This is a genomic window from Flavonifractor hominis, assembly GCF_040095835.1.
GTDB classification, from domain to species: domain Bacteria; phylum Bacillota; class Clostridia; order Oscillospirales; family Oscillospiraceae; genus Flavonifractor; species Flavonifractor hominis.
Genome location: NZ_JBBMFT010000006.1, coordinates 107,058 through 127,480, shown reverse-complemented (window position 1 = coordinate 127,480; position 20,423 = coordinate 107,058). Strand labels below are relative to the sequence as shown.

Here is a 20,423-nt window from a genome sequence, read left to right as displayed (position 1 = left end):
GGCAGCTTCGGGACTTTTTTTATTTTTTTGCAGAAAGGTTGTGAACGGTATGGTATTCCTGACAAAACAAATTGAAACAGCGGTGGGTGGCCGGAATAACCAGGCCGTTACACTGCACGGCGCGGTCCACGCCCTTCGGGACATGGGCGGCATCACCTTTCTCACCCTGCGGACCCGGAAAGGGCTGGTCCAATGTGTCTGTACCGATAAGGCAGACCTGGACGACGCTCTGGAGGGCTGCACCGTCACCGCATCCGGCATGTGGCGCATCGAGCCCAGGGCCCCTGGCGGCAAAGAGCTGACCGACGCCAAGATCACCGTCCTCTCCCGGCCGGCGGCCCCCATGCCGGTACCCCTGGCCAAGCGGAAACTGGACCTGCACCTGGACACCGAACTGGGTCTGCGGCCCTTAGTGCTCCGCATACCCCGCCAGCAGGCGGTGTTCCGCATTCAGGCAGGCATCTGCCGTGCCTTCCGGGAATTTCTACAGAGCCAGGAGTTTACCGAGATCCACACGCCCAAAATCGTACACGCCGGGGCGGAAGGGGGCGCCAACATCTTCCGGTTGGACTACTTTGGCAAAAAGGCCTTTCTGGCCCAGTCTCCCCAGTTCTACAAGCAGACCATGGTGGGGGTGTTCGAGCGGGTGTATGAGGTGGCCCCGGTATTCCGGGCGGAGAAGCACGCCACCCAGCGCCACCTGAACGAGTACACCTCTCTGGACTTCGAAATGGGCTATATTGACTCCTTCATGGACCTGATGGAGATGGAGCAGGGCTTCCTGCGGTATGCCATGGAGCTGCTGAAAAAAGAGTACGCCGCCGAGCTGGCTCTGCTGGGTGTGGAATTGCCCGAAGTGGAGCGTATCCCCGCTGTCCGTTTTGATGAGATCAAGCATCTGGCAGCGGAAAAGTACGGCTACCAGATCCGGGACCCCTACGACCTGGAACCGGAGGAGGAGCACGCCATCGGCCGGTACGTCAAGGAGGAGTGGGGGAGCGACTTCGTGTTCGTCACTCACTATCCCAGCAAAAAGCGCCCCTTCTACGCCATGGACGACCCCGCTGACCCCAAGTTTACCCTGTCTTTTGACCTGCTCTTCCGGGGGCTGGAGGTGACTACCGGCGGCCAGCGCATCCACGACTACACCGAACAGGTGGATAAGATGGAGGAGCGCGGCATGGACCCGGCAGAATTCGCGAGTTATCTCATGATCCACAAATACGGCATGCCCCCCCACGGCGGGCTGGGCATCGGCCTGGAGCGGCTGACCATGCAGCTGTGCGGCCTGGACAACATTCGCCGTGCCTGCCTCTTCCCCAGAGATCGCACCCGTCTGGAACCCTAGGCGCATCGATTTTCTGCGGAAAATCTCTGCCGCTTTGCGGCAGGGTATGCGCCTTCCAGGGGGAACCAGTTCCCCCTAGATACACGCCTTCGGCGCGATACCCCCTCCGCTCTCCGAGGGGTTGAAAGGATGCTGTTACTGCTATGAAGATTACCGAAGAAATGGTGGACTATATCTCCGTGCTCTCCCGCCTCCAGCTGCCCCAGGAGGAAAAGGCCGCCATGGCCGCCCAGCTGGAGGGCATCGTGGCTTATATGGATGTGCTCAGCGGCCTGGACACCTCCGCCGTGGAGCCAATGAGTCACATCTTCCCTCTGAAAAATGTGACCCGGCCGGATGAGGTGGTACCCTCCGGAGACCGGGAGGAGCTGTTGGCCAACGGCCCGGCAGTAAAGGACGGGGCCTTCCTGGTACCAAAGACGGTGGAGTGAGGTGAGAAAATGGAACTGTATGAACTGACTGCCCTGGAGCTGGGGGAAAAACTCCGCTCCGGCCAAGTGACCCAGCAGCAGGCGATGGAGGCCGCTTTGGGCCGGATCGCCGCCGCCCAGCCGGGCAACAACGCTTTTATCACCATGGGCGGACCTGTCTTTCCGGCAGCAGAGCTGTCCGCCTCCCCGCTGGCGGGGGTACCCATGGCCTACAAGGACAACATCTGCACCAAGGGGGTGCGCACCACCTGCGCCTCCAAGATTCTGGGGGACTTCACCCCCTGCTACGACGCCACGGTGGTGGAGCGGCTGAGTGCCGCCGGAGCGGTGAGCCTTGGCAAGCTGAACATGGATGAATTCGCCATGGGTTCCACCTCCGAAACCTCCTGCTTTGGCCCGGTGAGAAACCCCTGGGATCTGACCCGGGCCGCCGGGGGCTCCTCCGGCGGTGCGGCGGCGGCGGTGGCGGCCGGTGAGGTGTGGTACGCCATCGGCTCAGACACCGGCGGCTCTATCCGCCAGCCTGCCGCCTACTGCGGGGTTACCGGCATGAAGCCCACCTACGGCACTGTGTCCCGGTACGGCCTTATCGCCTACGCCTCCTCCCTGGACCAGATGGGTCCCATCGCCCGCTCTGCAGCCGACTGCGCGGCGGTGCTGGACGTGATGATGGGGAAGGACCCCAGGGATTCCACCAGCCTGGACGCCCCTGCCGGGGGCCTGCTGGCCTCCCTCACCGGCGATCTGCGGGGCAAGAAGATCGGCCTGCCCGCCGACTGCTTCGGCGAGGGTCTGGACAACGAGGTTCGTGCCGCTGTGCTGGCCGCCGCCGACGTACTGAAGGCCCGGGGGGCTAAGGTGGAAGAGTTCTCGCTCCCCGTCATGGAGTACGTGGTGCCCGCCTACTATATCATCGCCTGTGCCGAGGCCAGTTCCAACCTGTCCCGGTTTGACGGGGTGAAGTACGGCTGGCGGGCCGAAGGCTACGAGGACCTGGGGGAGCTGTACACCAAGACCCGCACCCAGGGCTTCGGCACCGAAGTGAAGCGGCGCATCCTGCTGGGCACCTTCGTGCTGTCCTCCGGCTACTACGACGCCTACTATAAAAAGGCCCTCCAGACCAAGGCGGTGATCAAGGCCGCCTTTGATAAGGCTTTTGAGCAGTACGATCTGCTGCTCACCCCGGTAGCACCCACCACCGCCCCCAAGCTTGGAGAAAGCCTCAGCGACCCGCTGAAAATGTACCTCAGCGACATTTATACCGTATCAGTGAACCTGGCAGGCCTGCCCGGTCTGTCCATGCCCTGCGGCTTCGATTCCAAAGGAATGCCCATCGGGGCCCAGCTCATCGGTCCCGCTCTGGGAGATGCCACCGTGCTCAACGCCGCCTATGGCTTCCAGCTGGACACGAACTATCACCGTCAGGCCCCGAAAGGAGGGGACGAGCAATGACCTGGGAAACTGTCATCGGCCTGGAGACCCACGTGGAGCTGGCCACCAAAACCAAGATCTTCTGCTCCTGCACCACCGAATTTGGGGGTGCCCCCAACACCCACTGCTGCCCGGTGTGCATGGGCATGCCCGGCACCCTGCCGGTACTCAATGAGAAGGTGGTGGAGCTGGCGGCCACGGCTGGTCTGGCCCTCAACTGTAGCATTACGCCCGTCAGCCGGTTTGACCGGAAGAACTACTTCTACCCCGACCTGCCCAAGGCCTATCAGATCTCCCAGCTCTACCTCCCCATTGCCCGGGACGGGGCGGTGGACATCGGCGGCGGCAAGACCATCCGCATCCATGAGCTGCATATGGAGGAGGACGCGGGCAAGCTGGTCCACGACCCCTGGCTGGATCAGACCATGGCGGACTACAACCGCTGCGGCGTGCCCCTCATCGAGATCGTCACCGAGCCCGACTTCCGCTCTGCCGAGGAGGTCATCGCCTACCTGGAGAAACTGAAGGAGACCCTGCAATATCTGGGCGTGTCGGACTGCAAGATGCAGGAGGGCTCCCTGCGGTGCGACGTGAACCTGTCGGTGCGCCCGGCGGGCTCCACCGAGTTCGGCACCCGCACCGAGATGAAGAACCTGAACTCCTTCAAGGCCATCTCCCGGGCCATCGTCTACGAGGCCAAGCGGCAGATCGAACGGCTGGAGGAGGGCAAGCGGGTGATCCAGGAGACCCGCCGGTGGGACGAAAACAAGGACGCCACCTACGCTATGCGCTCCAAGGAGAACGCCCAGGACTACCGCTACTTCCCCGACCCTGACCTGCCTCCGGTGGAGCTGAGCGAGGCGTACTTGGACCATCTGAAAGCCTCCCTCCCCGAGCTGGCAGAGGTCAAGCGGGCTCGCTACCAGGGGGACTGGGGTCTGCCGGCCTATGACGCACAGATGATCACCTCCCAAAAAGCACTGGCGGATTTCTTCGAGGCTCTGGTAGACTTGGGTACCGACCCCAAACAGGGAGCCAACTGGATTATGGGCGAGGTACTGGGCCAACTGTCCGCCCACAGCATAGAGGCCAAGGACATGGCCCTGACCCCCGCCACCCTGGCCCGGCTCATCGCCCTGGTAAAGGAGGGCAAACTCAACCGCAACACCGCCGTCAAGGTCTTTGAGGCGGTGTTCGAGACCAACGGCGACGTGGATGCCTATGTAAAGGAGCACGGACTGGAACAGGTATCCGACGCCGGACTGGTGCAGTCGGTGGTGGATCAGGTGCTCTCCGCCAACGAAAAATCTGTGGCAGACTTCAAAGCCGGTAAGGAAAAAGCCTTCGGCTTCCTGGTGGGTCAGGTCATGCGCCAGCTGAAGGGCCAGGCCGCTCCGGCGGTGGTGAACCAGATCCTGCGGGAACGGCTGGGCACAGGGGGTTGACATCGGCGCACAGTTCTGTTATCGTATGAAATACGACAAGTGAATGCCCTTTGGGCTTACCGTCTATCACCGGATAGATGTTGTAAACGTGCCTGAATATATTCCGTAGGTCTTAGAAGGAATATATTTGGGCACGTTTTTTCTTGGAGCAATTACCACAGCGGGAGGAAGCACTATGCAGCGGACCTTTTTCAAATATGTGAGTCTCAATATACTGGGCGCGCTCGGTCTTTCGGGCTACATTCTGGCCGACACCTTTTTTGTGGCCAACCGGCTGGGAACCGACGGACTGGCCGCCCTCAATCTGGCCATCTCGGTTTTCGGACTGATCAATGGGCTGGGCATGCTGCTGGGCATCGGTGGTGCCACCCGTTACTCCATCTGCCGCTTCCAGGGGGATGAGGCACGTGCCAACCGGGCTTTCACCCGGGCGGTGGGCTGCGGGGCGCTGTTGGGGCTGGCGCTGGCCCTGATTGGCCTGCTGCTGGCCGGTCCCTTGGCCGGAATGCTGGGGGCAGAAGGGGCCACCCTGCCCATGTGTACCGTCTATCTGCGCACGGCGATGCTCTTTGCCCCCTGCTTCATTCTGAACCATATCCTCATCGCCTTCGTGCGTAACGACGGCAACCCCAAGCTGGCCATGGCCGCCATGCTCACCGGCAGCCTGGCCAACATCGTGCTGGACTATGTGTTCCTCTATCCCCTGAATCTGGGGATCTTCGGCGCAGCGCTGGCCACCGGGGTGGCCCCCGTCATCGGCCTGACCCTCTCCAGTCTGCACATTCTCACCGGGCGTAACCGCTTTCGCCTGTGCCCCTGCACCCCCCGCCCCGCTGCGCTGGCCGACCTGGCCGGTCTGGGGAGCGCCGCCTTTATCAACGAGTGCTCCTCCGGGGTGGTACTGGTGGTCTATAACCTGCTGATGATGCATCTGTCCGGCACCATCGGCGTGGCTGCCTACGGCATTGTGGCCAATCTGGCCCTGATGGCACTGGCTCTGTTCACCGGCATCTCCCAGGGCTGCCAGCCATTGCTCAGCCAGGCCTATGGCCGGGGGGAGCAGCAGCAGGTGCATCTTCTCTCCCGCCTGGCGTTGGGTACAGCCGGCTTTTCCGGCTGTGTCCTGGCGATACTGGCCCTGGTGGCCGCACCTGGCCTCACCGCTCTGTTCAATGCAGACGGCGGGCTCCAGCTCCAGCAGATGGCCGAAACGGGTCTCCGCCTCTATTTTCTCGGGTTCCCGCTGGCGGGGCTCAACCTCATCACCGCCGCCCTTTTCGGCGCTACCGAGCGGGCCCGCGCCTGCTTTCTCCTCTCTCTGTTCCGAGGCGGGATCGGCATCGTACTGGTCGTGCTGCTCTTCGCCCTGCTCTTTGGGCAAATAGGGGTGTGGCTGGCTTTCCCTGCCACGGAAGGGCTGGCTCTGCTGCTTAGTCTGGTCCTGTACCGCCAGAACAGGGCGCTTCCTGCGCAGGCCGTTGCAAGCAAATCGTGAAAAGAATACCGGGCCCGGGGCGAACGCCCCAGGCCCGGTTCTGTTTACTCCAGCTCCCGCACTTCGATATAGGCGGAAGTGGTGGCATGAAGCGCTGCCATATACCCGCAGCGGAACCACAGCCGGTCCCCCGGCCGCACCGCTCCGCCGCACTCCTCCACCTCCACGATCAGGTGATCGCTGCTGGCTCCGATGAGATACGCCCCCGGCAGCATGGGCGTAAGGGCAGTCCAGTCCACATCCTGCTTCCCCAGCGCACAAATGGCCCGCAGCCGCACCCCTCGGTCGGGATACTCCTGCACATTGCCGCTGCAGTCCCTGCCCCGCTCGCCCACTGGGACAGAGGGCTTGCGCCGCAGCTCCACTACCTGCGCGGACAGGCGGAAAGCATCCTGATGGAAGTCGTCCAGAAGGCGATTACCCGTGGAATCTTCTCCATAAAGGACAGCCTCCCCTACCCGCAGCTGGTTGATCCCATCAGGCAGCGTTCCGTTCTCCAGCAGCTTGAGTACACAGGTGCCGCCGGCAGAGAGGGTGCGGATATGGAAGCCGTAAGCGGCATTGAGGTAATCCCGCGCCTTTACTAGGCTGCCCATGTTTTCCGGTGAGGGCAGCACACTGCCGTAACAGCCCACATTGGTACCCAGGCCCACCAGCTCCACCCCCGGACAGGCCAGGATCTGGGGCGCGATCTCGTCCAGTTGTTCCCGGCCAAAGACGCCTTCCCTCAGGTCGCCCACATCCAGCATCAAAATAATCGGATGAACTTTGCCCTGCCGCAGGGCCTCGTCAGAGATGGCACAAATGGTCTCGATCTGGCTCTCCATACTCCAATCCGTCCAGCGGACCACCTCCTCCACTTCATCCAGGGCCGGGATTCGGATGAGCAGATAGTGCAGCTCCGGATCGGCCTGCTTTGCCGCAATGATGTTCTGCATCCGGCTGTCGGCAAAGTGGGTAAGTCCTCCCGCCTTGGCCGCCCGAATAACAGCCGGACGGGCACAGAACCCCTTGGTTACAAAAGCGATCTCAATCCCACGGGCATCGCACATCGTTTTCAGTCGGCGGGCATTTTCCGTAATCTTATGGGTATCGATCTCCAATACAGGAGCATACATGGCTTTAGTTCCTCCTTTGTGTCTTTACAATTTGTTTTATGATAGCGCCGCATGAGAAAAATCACAAGTATTTTGCACATACGACTTGACATGACCCGTACTATGTGTTATTACTGTATATGTCAAGTATATACAGTATGACAGCAAGAGGGTGCACCATGGATATTATCATACGAAACTCCGGCGGAGTGCCGATCTACGATCAGATTACCCAGCAGATGAAAGGGTTTATCCTCCGGGGCGAACTTAAGGAGGGCGAGGCCCTGCCCTCCATGCGCCTGCTGGCCAGGGATCTGCGCATTTCCGTCATCACTACCAAGCGGGCCTACGAAGAATTGGAGCGGGAGGGTTTTATCACCACCGTACCGGGAAAGGGGTGCTTTGTCGCTCCCCGCAACCTGGAGCTTGTCCACGAGGAGACCCTGCGCCGTGCCGAGGAACATCTGTCTCAGGCCGTGGATATCGCCCGGACCGGCGGTGTCACTCTGGCCGAGCTCACTGAGACCCTCAACCTTTTGTATGGAGAGGAATCATCATGAACAACGTACTGGAAGTATCCCATCTCACCAAAGATTATGGCAGTTTTAAACTGGACGACGTATCGTTTACTGTCCCCGGCGGGACCATCATGGGCCTGATCGGAGAAAACGGGGCGGGTAAATCCACCACCATTAAGTGCATCCTCGACCTGGTCCGACGGGACAGCGGTGAGGTCCATGTACTGGGCCATGACATGGACCGTGAAGCCCGCACGCTCAAAGGAGAGATCGGGGTGGTGCTGGATGAAAGCGGCTACTATAATTCCTTCACCCCCGCCCAGGTAAACCGGATCCAGAGCGGGCTCTATCTTCGCTGGGACAGCGCTCTATTCCAGCAATACCTGAACAAGTTTGGCCTGACGGAGAAGAAAACCGTAAAAGAGTTCTCCAAGGGTATGCGGATGAAACTGGCCCTGGCCGCTGCCTTCGCCGTCCGGCCCAGGCTGCTGATCCTGGATGAGGCCACTTCCGGGCTAGACCCAGTGGTGCGGGACGAGATCCTGGATGAGTTTCTCGCCTTCATCCAGGATGAGGAGCACGCCATCCTCATCTCCAGCCACATCACCAGTGACCTGGAAAAGGTGGCCGACTATGTCACTTACCTGCACAAGGGACGGGTGGCTGTATCCGGGGCCAAGGACGAGCTGCTGGACCGCTATGGCAAGCTCAAGTGCGGCCGGGCCGATCTGGAGCGGGTGGATCCCGCCCTGCTGGTAGGCGTGCGCACCGGGCAGTTCGGCTGCGAGGCACTGGTGAAGGATCGCCGCGCCCTGGCCCGCGCCTGGCCCGCGCTGGCAATAGAGCCGGTTACTCTGGAGGATATCATGATCTTCACGGTAAAGGGGGATGTGAGATGAAAGGGCTCATCTATAAAGATATCCTGTCCATGCGCAGGCTGGCTGGCAGCTATCTGATCTTCTTTTTGATCTACGGCGGTCTGGCCATCGCGGGCGTATTTGACATCAGCATTCTGGGTGGAATGGTGGCCCTGCTGGGCATGATGGTACCCATGTCCTCCATCAGCATGGATGATGCCAGCGGCTGGGCTCGTTTCGCTGTAGTCTCCCCCGCAGGCCGGAGCGGCGTCGTGGGTGGCAAGTATCTCTTCACCCTGCTGGCTCTGGCTGTCAGCACCGTGGCGGTGGCCCTGCTCTTGATCGTCCTTTCCCTGTTGAGGGTGAGCGAAACTACGCCCCTGGACTGTCTGCTGATCACTCTGGCCTGTGCCGGCGTCTCCCTGGTAATGGATGCTGTACTTCTCCCCCTGCTCTTTAAGTATGGTGCGGAGAAAGCCCGCATCGTCAATATGTGCCTCTTCCTGATTGTCTTCGGCTCCATTGTTCTGCTGGGCGGGGCTGTCAGCAACGGCTTCGTCCTTCCCGCCCCCGCCCCCTGGCTGACCGCCGCCCTTCCCGGCCTGCTGGCCTTGGTTTCCGTTGGGAGTTTTGTTCTTTCTTACTTCATCTCCTGCGGCATTTACGAAAAGAAGGAGTTCTGATCCAACAAAAGGCCGCTGTGAGCATCGCTCACAGCGGCCTTTTTCTGCTTTTTAGTGATTGAGCAGACGCACCCGCAGTACGCCATCCAGTGCACGGATCTCATCAGCCACACTGTCGCTCACCCGGCTGCCCACATCCACCACGGTGTAGGCATAGTCCTTCTTGGACTTGTTGGTCATGTTTTCCACATTGACCCCGTCCTTGGACAGCACACCGGTGATGTTGGCAATGGCACCGGGAACGTTGCGATGGATGATGCACAGGCGGCACACTCCGCTCCAGGGCTGCACCAGAGTAGGCAGGTTGACAGAGTTGACAATATTGCCGTTTTCCAGATAGTCCCGCAGCTGCTGGGCCGCCATGACGGCGCAGTTCTCTTCGCTCTCGGGGGTGGAGGCGCCCAGATGGGGAATCGCCACCACATTTCGTCCGCCCATGATCTTGGCGTTGGGGAAGTCTGTAACGTAGCAGGCCACCTTGCCGCTGTCCAGAGCGGCCAGCATATCGTCGTCATTCACCAGGCCGCCCCGGGCCAGATTCAGGATACGCACACCGCCCTTCATCATATGGAAGGCATCCTCGTTGAGCATTCCCTTGGTCTCAGCGGTCTGAGGCACGTGGACGGTGATGTAGTCACAGTTTTTATAGATGGTCTCCAGATCCATGGCCCGATGCACCATGCGGGAGAGGGCCAGCGCCCCGTCCACCGACAGGAACGGGTCGTACCCATATACGGTCATTCCCAGCTTGGTGGCAATGTTGGCCACCTGCACGCCGATGGCCCCCAGACCGATAACGCCCAGTACCTTACCATTCAGCTCAGGTCCCACAAACTGGCTCTTGCCCTTTTCCACCACTTTTTCCACATCTTCGCCGGCAGCAGCCTGGGCCTTCACCCACTCCACACCCTGGGTGATCTTCCGGCTGGCCAGCAGCAGAGCGCACACTGCCAGCTCTTTCACCGCGTTGGCGTTGGCACCCGGGGTATTAAATACCACGATACCTGCCTCGGAGCAGCGGTCAATGGGAATGTTGTTGGTGCCTGCCCCTGCCCGGGCCACGGCCCGCAGGGCGTCGGGGAACACATAGTCATGCATATCGGCGGAGCGGACGAGGATGCCGTCCTCGTTCTCCACATCGCCGCTGACGGCAAACCGGTTCTGATCCAGCACCGACAGACCGGCGGGGGAAATCTTGTTCAGGGTCTTGATGCGATACATAGCGGTCCCTCCCCTTCTTTAATTGTTCTGGTCAAAGGCGCGGATGAAGTCGCACAGCTTCTCCACACCCTCGGTGGGCATGGCGTTGTAGATGGACGCACGCATGCCGCCCACAGAGCGGTGACCCTTCAGGTTGGTAAAGCCGGCCTCCACACTCTCCTTGACAAACTTGGCGTCCAGCTCATCGTTTCCAGTACGGAACACCACATTCATGTCGGAGCGGGAACCTGGCTCCACGGCACAGGTAAACAGCTTGGAGCTGTCAATTACATCATAGAGCATCTGGGCCTTGGCGTGCTTGATGGCCTGCATGCCGGGCACACCGCCCTTACTCTCCAGCCAGTCCAGTACCAGCCCCAGCATGTAGATGCACCAGCAGGGCGGAGTATTGTACATGGAATCCTTGTCGATCATGGTCTTGTAGTTCATCATCAGCGGGGTGTAGGGCAGCTCCTGACCGGCCAGGTCCCGGCGGATGATGACCACGGTAAGACCCGCAGGAGCCATGTTCTTCTGCGCGCCGGCAAAGATGATGCCGTACTTGCTCACGTCCACCGGACGGGAGAGAATGTCCGAAGACATGTCGCACACGATGGGCACGCCGTTGGTCTCGGGGACATACTGCCACTCGGTACCATAGATGGTATTGTTGGCGCAGTAATAGAAATAGCTGGCCTCCGGATCCAGTTTCAGCTGGTCCTGAGTGGGAATATAAGTATGGTTGCGGTCAGCCGAGGAAGCAGCCAGATTGATCTGGCCGTATTTCTGGGCCTCTTTATAAGCGATGTTGGAGAAGTTGCCGGTGACTGCATAATCAGCCTTGCCGGTCTTGCCGATGAGGTTCAGGGGCGCCATGGAGAACTGGCTGGAGGCACCGCCCTGCAAAAACAGGATCTCGTATTCCTCCGGCACATTGAGCAGAGTGCGCAGCTTGGCCTTGGTATCGTCAAAAATCTTCTGGAACACCTTAGATCGGTGGCTCATCTCCATAACGGACATTCCGGAGCCCTGATAGTTGGTGATCTCGGCTCCAGCCCGCTCCAGTACCTCCAGGGGCAGCATGGACGGGCCTGCGGAAAAGTTATACACGCGCTGGTTTCCCATGATAGATGGCCTCCTTGATGGATAATTTGACATCAGATTCTGCGACATAGTGTCACTTTATCTTGATAAAGCCTATTATAGTTGACGTGCGCGCACCCTGTCAATTGAGTGGTTTGCCCAAAACAGCCGTCCAGAAAGAAAAAAGTTTGTCTATATTGAAACCTGCCCTTTGCACTTTGAATGGTTTTGTGGTACAATACTTCCGAACCGAGAGTTTAGTTTTCCCACTGGGAGAGGGGGCGGCCTATGAGGCTTTCCGACATCAAACGTATTCTGAGCGCTACGGTACTCTGTGGGGAGGATCATTTGGACCGTGAGGTCTTTTCCGCCTGCGGCAGCGATTTTATGAGCGACGTGCTGGCCTTCGTCAAAAACCAGGCTTTGCTGCTCACCGGACTGGTCAATCCCCAGGTGGTGCGCACAGCGGACATGGTGGAGATGAAGTGCATTATTTTTGTCCGCGGCAAGATCCCCGGCCGGGATATTCTGGCTTTGGCGGAGGAGCGTGATATCGTCATTATGACATGCCCCAAACGCATGTATGAGGCATGCGGACTGTTATACTCCAATGGATTGCGAGGGAATTGCGATGGAAACGAGTAGACTGGTGTATCCAGTGGAGGGCGGCGATCTGATCGAAGCCGGAGAGGCCTCCAGTAAGATGAAGTTGGCCCTGAAGAAGCTGAACCTGCCGCAGGATATCATCCGCCGCGCTTCTATCTGTATGTATGAGGGTGAGATCAATATGGTCATCCATGCCGACGGCGGCCAGGCGGAGGTAGAGGTGGACCCGAATCAGATCGTGATCCGCATGACCGACACCGGCCCCGGCATTCCCGATGTGGCCCTGGCCATGCAGGAGGGATACTCCACCGCCGGGCAGACCGCCCGGGAACTGGGTTTCGGCGCCGGTATGGGACTTCCCAACATCAAGCGCTATTCCGATGAAATGACCATCGACACCGTTGTGGGCAAAGGTACCACCGTCACGGTGAAGATCAAACTTCCGCAGAAAGAACAATGATCCTGGCGAATCGAGGTGAGGCAGGCCCATGGTTATGAGACATTCCGTCGTACTGGACGACAAGCGCTGCCGGGGCTGTACCTCCTGTATCAAATGCTGTCCCACAGAGGCCATCCGCGTCCGTGGACGCAGGGCCACCATTCTGCCCGACCGGTGTATTGACTGCGGCAGCTGCATCCGCGTATGTCCCCATCGGGCCATCAAGTCCGTGGGTGACAGTTTGGACGTGTTGAAGCGTTATACTTACTGCGTGGCCCTGCCCGAGCCGTCACTCTACGGGCAGTTCCAGCATCTGGATAACCTGGATTTGGTATTAAATGCCCTGTTGGAGATTGGGTTCCACCGGGTATATGAGGTGGCCAAGGCAGCCGAGATGATCTCCGACTTTGAACGCGAGTGTATCCGCAGCGGTGTACCCACACCCACGCCTCAGATCTCGGCCTCCTGCCCCACGGTGCTGCGGCTGATTCGGATGCGCTTTCCCAAACTGATCCCCCACGTGGCCACCACAATCCTGCCCATGGAGCTGGCAGCCATTCTGGCCCGGCGTGAGGCACAAGCCGTTACCGGTCTGCCGGCGGAGCAAATCGGAGTATTCGCTCTGGTCCCCTGCTCCTCCAAGGTCACCGCCGCCCGCTCGCCGGAACATCTAAGCCGGCCGGTGCTGGACGGCGCCATTCCTATCCGTGATGTATATCTGCGCCTTCTTGGCCCCATGAAGCGTCTGGCAGAGACCCCATTGGAACCGCTCTCCTCCGCGGGGATCCTGGGCCTTGGCTGGGCTTCCTGCGGCGGCGAAAGCGCCGCCCGGCTGGGTGAGCGCAGTGTGGCAGTGGACGGCATCGAAAATGTTATCCGTATGTTGGATGAAATTGAGGACGGCCGCCTGCCCGAGGCAGATTTTCTGGAGTTGTCGGCCTGCACCCAGGGGTGCGTGGGCGGATGCTTCAATGTGGAGAACCCCTATGCCGCCAAAATGCGTCTGAAGGGCCTGACCCGCGGTCTGCCCGTCTCCCGCAACCGCTTTCCGCTGAATGGACCGGACCGCACTCTGGTGGTGCGGGATAAGGAGCTGCAATATCTGCCCGCACTGGTGCTGGATCAGGATGTGGAGGCAGCGCTGAATAAGCAAATGCGTATTCAGGAGTTGGAGGCGCATCTGCCCGGTCTGCACTGCGGCTCCTGCGGGGCACCCTCCTGTCATGCGTTTGCCGAGGATGTGGTCCTGGGCCGGGCCTGCGAGGATGACTGCATTTTCAAGGTCCGTGAACGCATGCGCTCCATGGCCGGCAAGGAAGAGGCGGACGACTACCTGCCGCCTCCCTTCCGCGGCCAGCGGGAAAAGGCGGCCAAACCGTAACACCCAGCCGCCGCAGATACGCCCCCGGCGTGTCGCGGCGGCTGTTTCATACGCTCAACAAGGGGGTATTGTTATGACCGTACAACAGCTGTGTCCGTTGCTTTCCCTGCAGGTCTTCCACCTGGCCGAGCCTGAGCGCCCGGTCACAGGGGGCTATGCCGGGGATCTGCTGAGTTGGGTGCTGAGCCGGGCCGGACAGGACCACGCCTGGCTGACCATTATGTCCAATCAGAATGTAGCGGCCGTGGCCCTGATGGCCGACGTCTCCTGTGTGATCCTCACCGAGGACGTCCTGCCCGACCCCGATCTGCTGCGCCGGGCCAGGGAAAAGGGCGTTAATCTCCTGGGCACGGCTCAGGACACCTTTTCCGCCGCCGGCCGTCTGGGGCAGATTCTCTCCGGCGGCACCTGAGCCGCTCCGGAAAAAGGAGGGCAAACGGATTGAACTTCTACTATGATCTGCACCTTCACTCCTGCCTGTCCCCCTGCGGCAGCGAGGATATGACTCCCGCCAATCTGGCCGCCATGTGCGCCCTGGCAGGACTGGACATCGTGGCGCTTACCGATCACAACACCGCTGGCAATTGTGCCGCCTTCTGCCGGGCGGCACAGGAGCGCGGCCTGCTCGCTCTGGCCGGGATAGAGGTATGTACCCGGGAAGACGTTCACGTGGTCTGCCTCTTCCCCACCCCCCGGCTGGCCGAAGCGTTTGACCAACTGCTCTCCCAGCACCTGTTCCCTTTGGCCAACGACCCCGCTCTCTTTGGCCGTCAACTCTATATGGACGAAGGAGACCTGGTACTGGGGGAGGACACGCGGCTACTCATTGGGCACACCGACCTGGCTTTGGAGGAACTACCCCACCTGGCCGGCCTGTACGGCGGAGTAGCCTTCCCCGCCCACATCGACCGGGACGCCTTTTCCCTGCTGGGCGTACTTGGACTGTGGGACCCGTCGCTGCCCTTTCCGGTGGCGGAGGTATCCCGTCAGTGCCCGCCTGGTTTCTCCGTCCGCCCCGACCTGAAGGATGTGCGCCTCATCGTCAACTCCGACGCCCACTACCTGGACCAGGTGTGGAGTGCCGAGTATTCCATGGACCTGCCTGAGCGCAGCGCCGAGGCGGTCCTGCGTTGGCTGCGCCGCGGCTAACGAATCAGCTACGCTTTACATCATCCCAGAAACTGTTATAATTGGAACTGATACCGACAAGAAAGGATGGACGTTTCCATGCCAAACTGCAAAACCGTCGTTCCCTACCGGGGCACGCCCGAGCAGGAGGAGCGCCTGCGTCAGGTGATCGAAGCTCATAAGGGACAGCCGGGCGCAACCATGCCCGTGCTCCAGGCCGCACAGGCTATTTTCGGCTACCTGCCGGAAGAGGTCCAGATCATGGTGGCTGAAGGACTGGACATTCCCCTGTCCGAGGTCTACGGAGTCGCTTCCTTTTACGCCCAGTTCAGCATGAACCCCAAGGGCCGCTATCAGATCTCGGTCTGTCTGGGCACCGCCTGCTACGTCAAGGGCGCCGCTGCCGTACTGGCCGCCGTGGAGCAGAAGCTGGGGATCGTCCCGGGCTCCATCACGCCGGACGGGAAGTTTTCCCTGGACTCCTGCCGCTGCGTGGGTGCCTGCGGCCTGGCGCCGGTCATGATGGTCAACAATGATGTGTACGGCCGTCTGACGCCCGATCAAGTGGGACCCATCCTGGATATGTATAAATAACAAGCGTGGAGCCGCCGCTCAGGGGAGCTTGGAGCGCAGGGAAGGCAAGCGCAGGGCCGTACTGCGGCCCGAGGCCAGCCCGAGGCAAAGTGAAAGCGACCCGGCCGTGCGGCGTGCGCAGCGTAACATCAGGAGGAAGCTTCTCTTGAAAGAGATTGCCCTTTATGCGCTGGATATTGCCCAAAACTCCGTCACCGCCCAGGCCAAACACCTGGACATCACCCTGGCCGAGGAGGACGGGGTCCTCACCCTGACCATCACCGACGACGGCACGGGTATGTCACCCGAGCTGCTCTCGCAGGTGAGCGATCCCTTCACCACTACCCGCACCACACGGAAGATGGGGCTGGGTCTGCCCCTGCTGCGCCTGGCAACCGAGCAGACGGGCGGCACACTGGAGATCGCCAGCACACTGGGCGTGGGCACTACAGTCACCGCCCGTTTTTGCACAGACCACATCGATTGTCCCCCCATAGGGGACATGGCCGGAACCATTTCCCTGTTGCTGCAGGGCGCGCCGGAGTTGGAGGTCCGGTACCTCCACCGCGCCGGCGGAACCTGTCTCACCTTCGATACCGCTTTGGTACGGGAACAGCTGGGCGACGGCATTTCCCTCGCCGAGCCGGAGGTAGTCCTCTGGGTCCGCGACTATCTGCAGGAACAGGAGCTTGCTTTGAACGAACAAAGGGGATGAAGGAATGAAAACTCTGGAAGAACTCAAGGCAATCCGCGACCGGATGCGCAGCCAGATCGACCTGCGGGACGCGGGCGAGGACCGCATCCGGGTGGTGGTGGGCATGGCCACCTGCGGCATCGCCGCCGGCGCCCGCCCGGTACTCAACGCCTTTCTGGAAGAAGTGGCCAAGCGGGAACTGAAAAACGTGACCGTGTCCCAGACCGGCTGCATCGGCGTGTGCCGGCTGGAGCCCATTGTAGAAGTCTATGTACCCGGGCAGGAAAAGGTCACCTATGTAAAGATGACTCCCGACAAGGTGGCCTCCATCGTCAGTGAACATCTGGTCAACGGCCGCGTGGTGGAAGAGTACACCATCGGCGCGGCGGAATGAGGAGGGTATGATATGAGTTTGATCCGCTCCCATATCCTGGTGTGCACCGGCACCGGCTGTTCCTCCTCGGAAAGCCCCAAGATCATTGCGGAATTTGAAAAGCAGTTGGCCGCTCAGGGTATGGACAAGGAAGCCAAGGTGGTACGCACCGGCTGCTTCGGTCTGTGCGCCCTGGGCCCCATCGTCACCATTTACCCCGAGGGAGCCTGCTATACCCATGTCACGGTGGATGATGTGGAGGAGATCGTCTCCGAACACATCGTGAAGGGACGCATCGTCAAACGGCTGCTCAACCGGAACGAGGGGAATGAAGCGCCCGCCACCTCTTTGAATGAGACCCGTTTTTACAAGCATCAAAAACGCATCGCCCTGCGCAATTGCGGCGTCATCAACCCTGAGAGCATCGATGAGTACATCGGTGTGGACGGGTATGAGGCTCTGGGCAAGATCCTCACCGAACACATCCCGCCCCAGCAGGTCATCGACACTGTCAAGGCCTCCGGCCTGCGCGGCCGGGGCGGCGCAGGCTTCCCCACCGGCATGAAGTGGCAGTTCACTCACGACGCCGTCAGCCCGGACGGCATCAAGTATGTCTGCTGCAACGCCGACGAGGGCGACCCCGGCGCGTTCATGGACCGCTCCGTGCTGGAGGGCGATCCCCACAGCGTGCTGGAGGCCATGGCCATCGCCGGCTACGCCGTGGGCGCCCACCAGGGCTACATCTACGTCCGGGCGGAATATCCCATCGCAGTGCAGCGCCTGGAAACCGCCATTGGCCAGGCCAAGGAATACGGCCTGCTGGGTAAAAATATCTTTGGCTCCGGCTTTGACTTTGATCTGGAACTGCGGCTGGGCGCCGGTGCCTTCGTCTGCGGCGAGGAGACCGCCCTTATGCGCTCCATTGAAGGTCACCGGGGCGAGCCCAAGACCCGTCCCCCCTTCCCGGCGGTCAAGGGTCTCTTTGACCGGCCTACCCTCCTCAACAACGTGGAAACCTACGCCAACATCACCTGGATCTTCAACCATGGCCCCGGGGCCTTTGCCTCCATCGGTACGGAAAAGAGCAAGGGCACCAAGGTCTTTGCCTTGGGCGGCAAGATCACCAATACCGGCCTGGTGGAGGTTCCCATGGGCACTACCCTGCGCACGGTGGTGGAGGATATCGGCGGCGGCGTGCCCGGCGGCAAGAAATTTAAAGCTGCCCAGACCGGCGGTCCTTCCGGCGGGTGCATCCCCGCGTCCCTCATCGATACCCCCATCGACTATGAATCCCTGGGTGCCATCGGCTCCATGATGGGCTCGGGCGGCCTCATCGTCATGGATGAGGACAACTGTATGGTGGATATCGCCAAGTTCTACCTGGAGTTTATCGTGGATGAGTCCTGCGGCAAGTGCTCCCCCTGTCGCATCGGTACCAAGCGTCTGCTGGGCCTGTTGACCAAGATTACCGAGGGCAACGGCGAACCGGGGGATCTGGACACCATTGAGGAGCTGTGCAACCACATCAAGCAGTCCGCTTTGTGCGGTCTGGGACAAACTGCACCCAACCCGGTGCTCTCTACTCTGAAGCACTTCCGGGAGGAGTTTGAGGCCCACGTGTATGAGAAACGCTGCCCTGCCGGGGTGTGCAAGGCCCTCATCCAATACGTGGTGGACCCGGCCAAGTGCAAAGGCTGTACCCGCTGTGCCCAGGGCTGTCCCACCGGCGCCATCTCCGGCGCGGTGCGCGCCCCCCACATCATCAACCAGTCCAAATGCATCAAGTGCGGCGCCTGTATGGACCACTGCCGCTTTGGCGCTATTTATAAGCAGTAAGGGAGGGAACGGACATGGACGAAAAAATGGTATCGCTGCGCATCAACAACATCCCCGTCACCGTTCCCGCTGGGTCCACGGTGCTGGAAGCGGCCCGCTCCGCGGGTTTCAATATCCCATCTCTTTGTTTTCTGAAGGACATCAATGAGATCGGCGCCTGCCGTATCTGCGTGGTGGAGGTAAAAGGGGCCAAGACTCTGGTGGCCTCCTGCGTCTATCCGGTCAGCGAGGGTATGGAGGTTTTCACCAACACCGAGCGGGTCCGCCGCTCCCGCCAGCTCACGTTGGAGCTCATTCTCTCCAACCACCGGATGGACTGCCTTACCTGCTCCCGCAACAGCCAGTGCGAATTGCGCCAGCTGGCCAGCGACCTTGGCATTGACGCCGTGCGCTACGCCAACGACAACATGCCTCCCCAGATTGAGGCCTCGGCCCCCCATCTGGTGCGGGACAATTCCAAGTGTGTGCTCTGCCGCCGGTGCACCGCCGTCTGCCGCAACGTGCAGGAGGTTGGCGTCATCGGCCCCAATGATCGCGGCTTTTCCACCCACATTGGCTGCGCCTTCGACCGGGATCTGAGCGAGGTGGACTGTGTCTCCTGCGGTCAGTGCATTGTGGCCTGTCCCACCGGCGCGCTGAGTGAAAAGGACGACACCGGTAAGGTGCTGGCCGCTCTGGCCGATCCCAAGAAGCACGTGGTGGTGGGCCCCGCCCCTTCCATCCGGGTTACCCTGGGCGAGTGCTTCGGCATGCCCATCGGCACCAATGTACAGGGCAAGATGGTCACCGCTCTGCGCCGGCTTGGCTTTGATAAGGTATTCGACGTAGACACGGCCGCCGACTTCACCATTCTGGAAGAGGGCACAGAGTTCCTCAACCGTCTGCGGGAGGAGGAACCCCTGCCCCTCATCACCTCCTGCTCTCCCGGCTGGATCCGCTACATGGAGCAGCACGCCCCCGACATGCTCCGCAATGTCTCCTCCTGCAAATCCCCCCAGCAGATGTTCGGTTCCCTGGTCAAGACCTATTACGCCGAGCAGGCGGGCATCGATCCCCACGACATCTATGTGGTGTCCATCATGCCCTGTACCGCCAAGAAATATGAGGTCCTGCGGGAGGAACAGCGCCTGCCCAACGGCTGCATGCCGGTGGACGTGTCCCTCACCACCCGGGAGCTGGGCCGTATGATCACTCAGGCCGGGCTGCTCTTCGACCACCTGCCTGACGAGGAGTTTGACCCGCTGCTGGGCGTATCCACCGGCGCGGCCACTATCTTCGGCGCCTCCGGCGGCGTGATGGAAGCCGCCCTGCGCACCGTGGTGGAAGAACTCACCGGCAAGGGTATGGCCCCGCTGGAGTACCATGAAGTGCGCGGTATGGAGGGCATCAAGGAGGCCAGCTATGAGCTGCCCGGACGTACGGTGAAGGTGTGCGTCGCCTCCGGTCTGCACAACGTCAAGCTGGTGCTGGATGGCATGCGGGACGGCTCGCTGCACTATGACTTTGTGGAATTCATGGCCTGCCCCGGCGGATGCATCAACGGCGGCGGCCAGCCCATCCAGCACGCCGACGTGCGTAACTTCACCGACATTAAGGCTTTGCGGGCCGCTGCCCTCTATCGTCAGGATGAGGGAATGCCCTACCGCCGCAGTCATGATAACCCGGTGGTCCAGACGGTCTACCGTGACTTCTTGGGCCATCCCGGCAGCCACAAGGCACATTCCCTGCTCCACTGCTCCTATATCAAACAGAAACGCTACCGGGTGTAAGCCGAATAAAACGGCCGGTCCTCTTTGGGACCGGCC

Annotated in this window: 21 protein-coding genes; 18 read left to right on the top strand and 3 right to left on the bottom strand. The window is 60.7% G+C overall.

Going from position 1 to position 20,423, the window contains the following annotated elements; all coding sequences use genetic code 11:
• Positions 1-49: 49 nt before the first annotated feature.
• The 5 genes from aspS (at position 50) to WMO45_RS10600 (ending at position 6,150) form a co-directional block, all read left to right on the top strand.
• Positions 50-1,348, top strand: a complete 1,299-nt coding sequence (gene aspS / locus WMO45_RS10620) for an aspartate--tRNA(Asn) ligase (protein ID WP_349140735.1) — start codon at positions 50-52, stop codon at positions 1,346-1,348.
• 143 nt (positions 1,349-1,491) lie between these two features.
• Positions 1,492-1,779 (top strand): Asp-tRNA(Asn)/Glu-tRNA(Gln) amidotransferase subunit GatC, encoded by a 288-nt coding sequence (gene gatC / locus WMO45_RS10615; protein WP_349140734.1) that lies wholly within the window; start codon positions 1,492-1,494, stop codon positions 1,777-1,779.
• Positions 1,780-1,788: 9 nt separating this feature from the next.
• A complete protein-coding gene (gatA, locus tag WMO45_RS10610) occupies positions 1,789-3,231 on the top strand; it encodes an Asp-tRNA(Asn)/Glu-tRNA(Gln) amidotransferase subunit GatA (protein WP_349140733.1) in 1,443 nt (480 codons plus the stop codon).
• Complete coding sequence (gene gatB, locus WMO45_RS10605; RefSeq protein ID WP_349140732.1) at positions 3,228-4,655, top strand: Asp-tRNA(Asn)/Glu-tRNA(Gln) amidotransferase subunit GatB; 1,428 nt, start codon at positions 3,228-3,230, stop codon at positions 4,653-4,655. Before gatA ends, gatB begins: the two co-directional genes overlap by 4 nt.
• Positions 4,656-4,830: 175 nt before the next feature.
• Positions 4,831-6,150: an MATE family efflux transporter gene (locus WMO45_RS10600; RefSeq protein WP_349140731.1), complete on the top strand. Its 1,320-nt coding sequence runs from the start codon at positions 4,831-4,833 to the stop codon at positions 6,148-6,150.
• Between the two features lie 44 nt (positions 6,151-6,194).
• Here the strand turns inward: WMO45_RS10600 and WMO45_RS10595 are convergent, their stop codons facing one another.
• Entirely contained in the window at positions 6,195-7,268 is a 1,074-nt protein-coding gene (locus WMO45_RS10595) for an alanine racemase (protein WP_349140730.1), read from the bottom strand.
• A gap of 158 nt (positions 7,269-7,426) precedes the next feature.
• On the opposite strand from WMO45_RS10595, the gene WMO45_RS10590 reads away from it, so the two are divergent.
• From WMO45_RS10590 to WMO45_RS10580, 3 genes are read left to right on the top strand one after another with little or no spacing between them, the layout of a single operon-like run.
• On the top strand, positions 7,427-7,807 hold the full coding sequence (locus WMO45_RS10590) for a GntR family transcriptional regulator (protein WP_349140729.1): 381 nt from the start codon (positions 7,427-7,429) through the stop codon (positions 7,805-7,807).
• Positions 7,804-8,664 carry an ABC transporter ATP-binding protein gene (locus WMO45_RS10585; protein WP_349140728.1) on the top strand — a complete coding sequence of 287 codons (861 nt, stop codon included), beginning with the start codon at positions 7,804-7,806 and terminating at the stop codon, positions 8,662-8,664. Before WMO45_RS10590 ends, WMO45_RS10585 begins: the two co-directional genes overlap by 4 nt.
• On the top strand, positions 8,661-9,305 hold the full coding sequence (locus WMO45_RS10580; RefSeq protein ID WP_349140727.1) for an ABC-2 transporter permease: 645 nt from the start codon (positions 8,661-8,663) through the stop codon (positions 9,303-9,305). Before WMO45_RS10585 ends, WMO45_RS10580 begins: the two co-directional genes overlap by 4 nt.
• Positions 9,306-9,356: 51 nt before the next feature.
• Here the strand turns inward: WMO45_RS10580 and WMO45_RS10575 are convergent, their stop codons facing one another.
• Together WMO45_RS10575 and serC are read right to left on the bottom strand one after the other, a co-directional pair.
• A complete protein-coding gene (locus WMO45_RS10575) occupies positions 9,357-10,526 on the bottom strand; it encodes a phosphoglycerate dehydrogenase (protein ID WP_349140726.1) in 1,170 nt (389 codons plus the stop codon).
• Between the two features lie 18 nt (positions 10,527-10,544).
• Positions 10,545-11,630 (bottom strand): 3-phosphoserine/phosphohydroxythreonine transaminase, encoded by a 1,086-nt coding sequence (gene serC, locus WMO45_RS10570; protein WP_349140725.1) that lies wholly within the window; start codon positions 11,628-11,630, stop codon positions 10,545-10,547.
• Between the two features lie 246 nt (positions 11,631-11,876).
• Here serC and WMO45_RS10565 point away from each other — a divergent pair, with 246 nt between their 5' ends.
• From WMO45_RS10565 to WMO45_RS10520, 10 genes are all read left to right on the top strand, one after another.
• Entirely contained in the window at positions 11,877-12,233 is a 357-nt protein-coding gene (locus WMO45_RS10565; protein ID WP_349140724.1) for a DRTGG domain-containing protein, read from the top strand.
• The gene (locus tag WMO45_RS10560; RefSeq protein WP_349140723.1) at positions 12,220-12,654 is read left to right on the top strand and encodes an ATP-binding protein; all 435 of its coding nucleotides are present in this window, start codon (positions 12,220-12,222) and stop codon (positions 12,652-12,654) included. The genes WMO45_RS10565 and WMO45_RS10560 overlap by 14 nt, the downstream gene beginning before the upstream one ends.
• 34 nt (positions 12,655-12,688) lie before the next feature.
• Positions 12,689-14,014: a [Fe-Fe] hydrogenase large subunit C-terminal domain-containing protein gene (locus tag WMO45_RS10555; RefSeq protein ID WP_349140721.1), complete on the top strand. Its 1,326-nt coding sequence runs from the start codon at positions 12,689-12,691 to the stop codon at positions 14,012-14,014.
• Between the two features lie 73 nt (positions 14,015-14,087).
• Entirely contained in the window at positions 14,088-14,426 is a 339-nt protein-coding gene (locus WMO45_RS10550; protein WP_349140720.1) for a DRTGG domain-containing protein, read from the top strand.
• 29 nt (positions 14,427-14,455) lie between these two features.
• Positions 14,456-15,163: a PHP domain-containing protein gene (locus tag WMO45_RS10545; RefSeq protein WP_349140719.1), complete on the top strand. Its 708-nt coding sequence runs from the start codon at positions 14,456-14,458 to the stop codon at positions 15,161-15,163.
• 78 nt (positions 15,164-15,241) lie between these two features.
• Positions 15,242-15,736, top strand: coding sequence for an NADH-quinone oxidoreductase subunit NuoE (nuoE, locus tag WMO45_RS10540; protein WP_349140718.1), 495 nt, complete (start codon positions 15,242-15,244; stop codon positions 15,734-15,736).
• A gap of 145 nt (positions 15,737-15,881) precedes the next feature.
• Positions 15,882-16,430, top strand: a complete 549-nt coding sequence (locus WMO45_RS10535; RefSeq protein WP_349140717.1) for an ATP-binding protein — start codon at positions 15,882-15,884, stop codon at positions 16,428-16,430.
• 4 nt (positions 16,431-16,434) lie between these two features.
• Positions 16,435-16,803, top strand: coding sequence for a (2Fe-2S) ferredoxin domain-containing protein (locus WMO45_RS10530; protein WP_349140716.1), 369 nt, complete (start codon positions 16,435-16,437; stop codon positions 16,801-16,803).
• 12 nt (positions 16,804-16,815) lie between these two features.
• A complete protein-coding gene (locus WMO45_RS10525; protein ID WP_349140714.1) occupies positions 16,816-18,618 on the top strand; it encodes an NADH-ubiquinone oxidoreductase-F iron-sulfur binding region domain-containing protein in 1,803 nt (600 codons plus the stop codon).
• A gap of 14 nt (positions 18,619-18,632) precedes the next feature.
• Entirely contained in the window at positions 18,633-20,387 is a 1,755-nt protein-coding gene (locus WMO45_RS10520) for an NADH-dependent [FeFe] hydrogenase, group A6 (RefSeq protein ID WP_349140713.1), read from the top strand.
• The last annotated feature ends 36 nt before the right edge of the window (positions 20,388-20,423 follow it).

What these genes read in the sequence shown, in the direction of transcription:
- WMO45_RS10585 (WP_349140728.1), top strand. Translation starts at nt 7,804, where the DNA reads ATGAACAACGTACTGGAAGTATCCCATCTCACCAAAGATTATGGCAGT.
- WMO45_RS10575 (WP_349140726.1), bottom strand. Translation starts at nt 10,526, where the DNA reads ATGTATCGCATCAAGACCCTGAACAAGATTTCCCCCGCCGGTCTGTCG.
- WMO45_RS10520 (WP_349140713.1), top strand. Translation starts at nt 18,633, where the DNA reads ATGGACGAAAAAATGGTATCGCTGCGCATCAACAACATCCCCGTCACC.
- WMO45_RS10560 (WP_349140723.1), top strand. Translation starts at nt 12,220, where the DNA reads ATGGAAACGAGTAGACTGGTGTATCCAGTGGAGGGCGGCGATCTGATC.
- WMO45_RS10530 (WP_349140716.1), top strand. Translation starts at nt 16,435, where the DNA reads ATGAAAACTCTGGAAGAACTCAAGGCAATCCGCGACCGGATGCGCAGC.
- WMO45_RS10595 (WP_349140730.1), bottom strand. Translation starts at nt 7,268, where the DNA reads ATGTATGCTCCTGTATTGGAGATCGATACCCATAAGATTACGGAAAAT.
- WMO45_RS10600 (WP_349140731.1), top strand. Translation starts at nt 4,831, where the DNA reads ATGCAGCGGACCTTTTTCAAATATGTGAGTCTCAATATACTGGGCGCG.
- WMO45_RS10555 (WP_349140721.1), top strand. Translation starts at nt 12,689, where the DNA reads ATGAGACATTCCGTCGTACTGGACGACAAGCGCTGCCGGGGCTGTACC.
- gatC (WP_349140734.1), top strand. Translation starts at nt 1,492, where the DNA reads ATGAAGATTACCGAAGAAATGGTGGACTATATCTCCGTGCTCTCCCGC.
- gatB (WP_349140732.1), top strand. Translation starts at nt 3,228, where the DNA reads ATGACCTGGGAAACTGTCATCGGCCTGGAGACCCACGTGGAGCTGGCC.
- aspS (WP_349140735.1), top strand. Translation starts at nt 50, where the DNA reads ATGGTATTCCTGACAAAACAAATTGAAACAGCGGTGGGTGGCCGGAAT.
- WMO45_RS10550 (WP_349140720.1), top strand. Translation starts at nt 14,088, where the DNA reads ATGACCGTACAACAGCTGTGTCCGTTGCTTTCCCTGCAGGTCTTCCAC.
- WMO45_RS10565 (WP_349140724.1), top strand. Translation starts at nt 11,877, where the DNA reads ATGAGGCTTTCCGACATCAAACGTATTCTGAGCGCTACGGTACTCTGT.
- gatA (WP_349140733.1), top strand. Translation starts at nt 1,789, where the DNA reads ATGGAACTGTATGAACTGACTGCCCTGGAGCTGGGGGAAAAACTCCGC.
- WMO45_RS10525 (WP_349140714.1), top strand. Translation starts at nt 16,816, where the DNA reads ATGAGTTTGATCCGCTCCCATATCCTGGTGTGCACCGGCACCGGCTGT.
- WMO45_RS10580 (WP_349140727.1), top strand. Translation starts at nt 8,661, where the DNA reads ATGAAAGGGCTCATCTATAAAGATATCCTGTCCATGCGCAGGCTGGCT.
- serC (WP_349140725.1), bottom strand. Translation starts at nt 11,630, where the DNA reads ATGGGAAACCAGCGCGTGTATAACTTTTCCGCAGGCCCGTCCATGCTG.
- nuoE (WP_349140718.1), top strand. Translation starts at nt 15,242, where the DNA reads ATGCCAAACTGCAAAACCGTCGTTCCCTACCGGGGCACGCCCGAGCAG.
- WMO45_RS10590 (WP_349140729.1), top strand. Translation starts at nt 7,427, where the DNA reads ATGGATATTATCATACGAAACTCCGGCGGAGTGCCGATCTACGATCAG.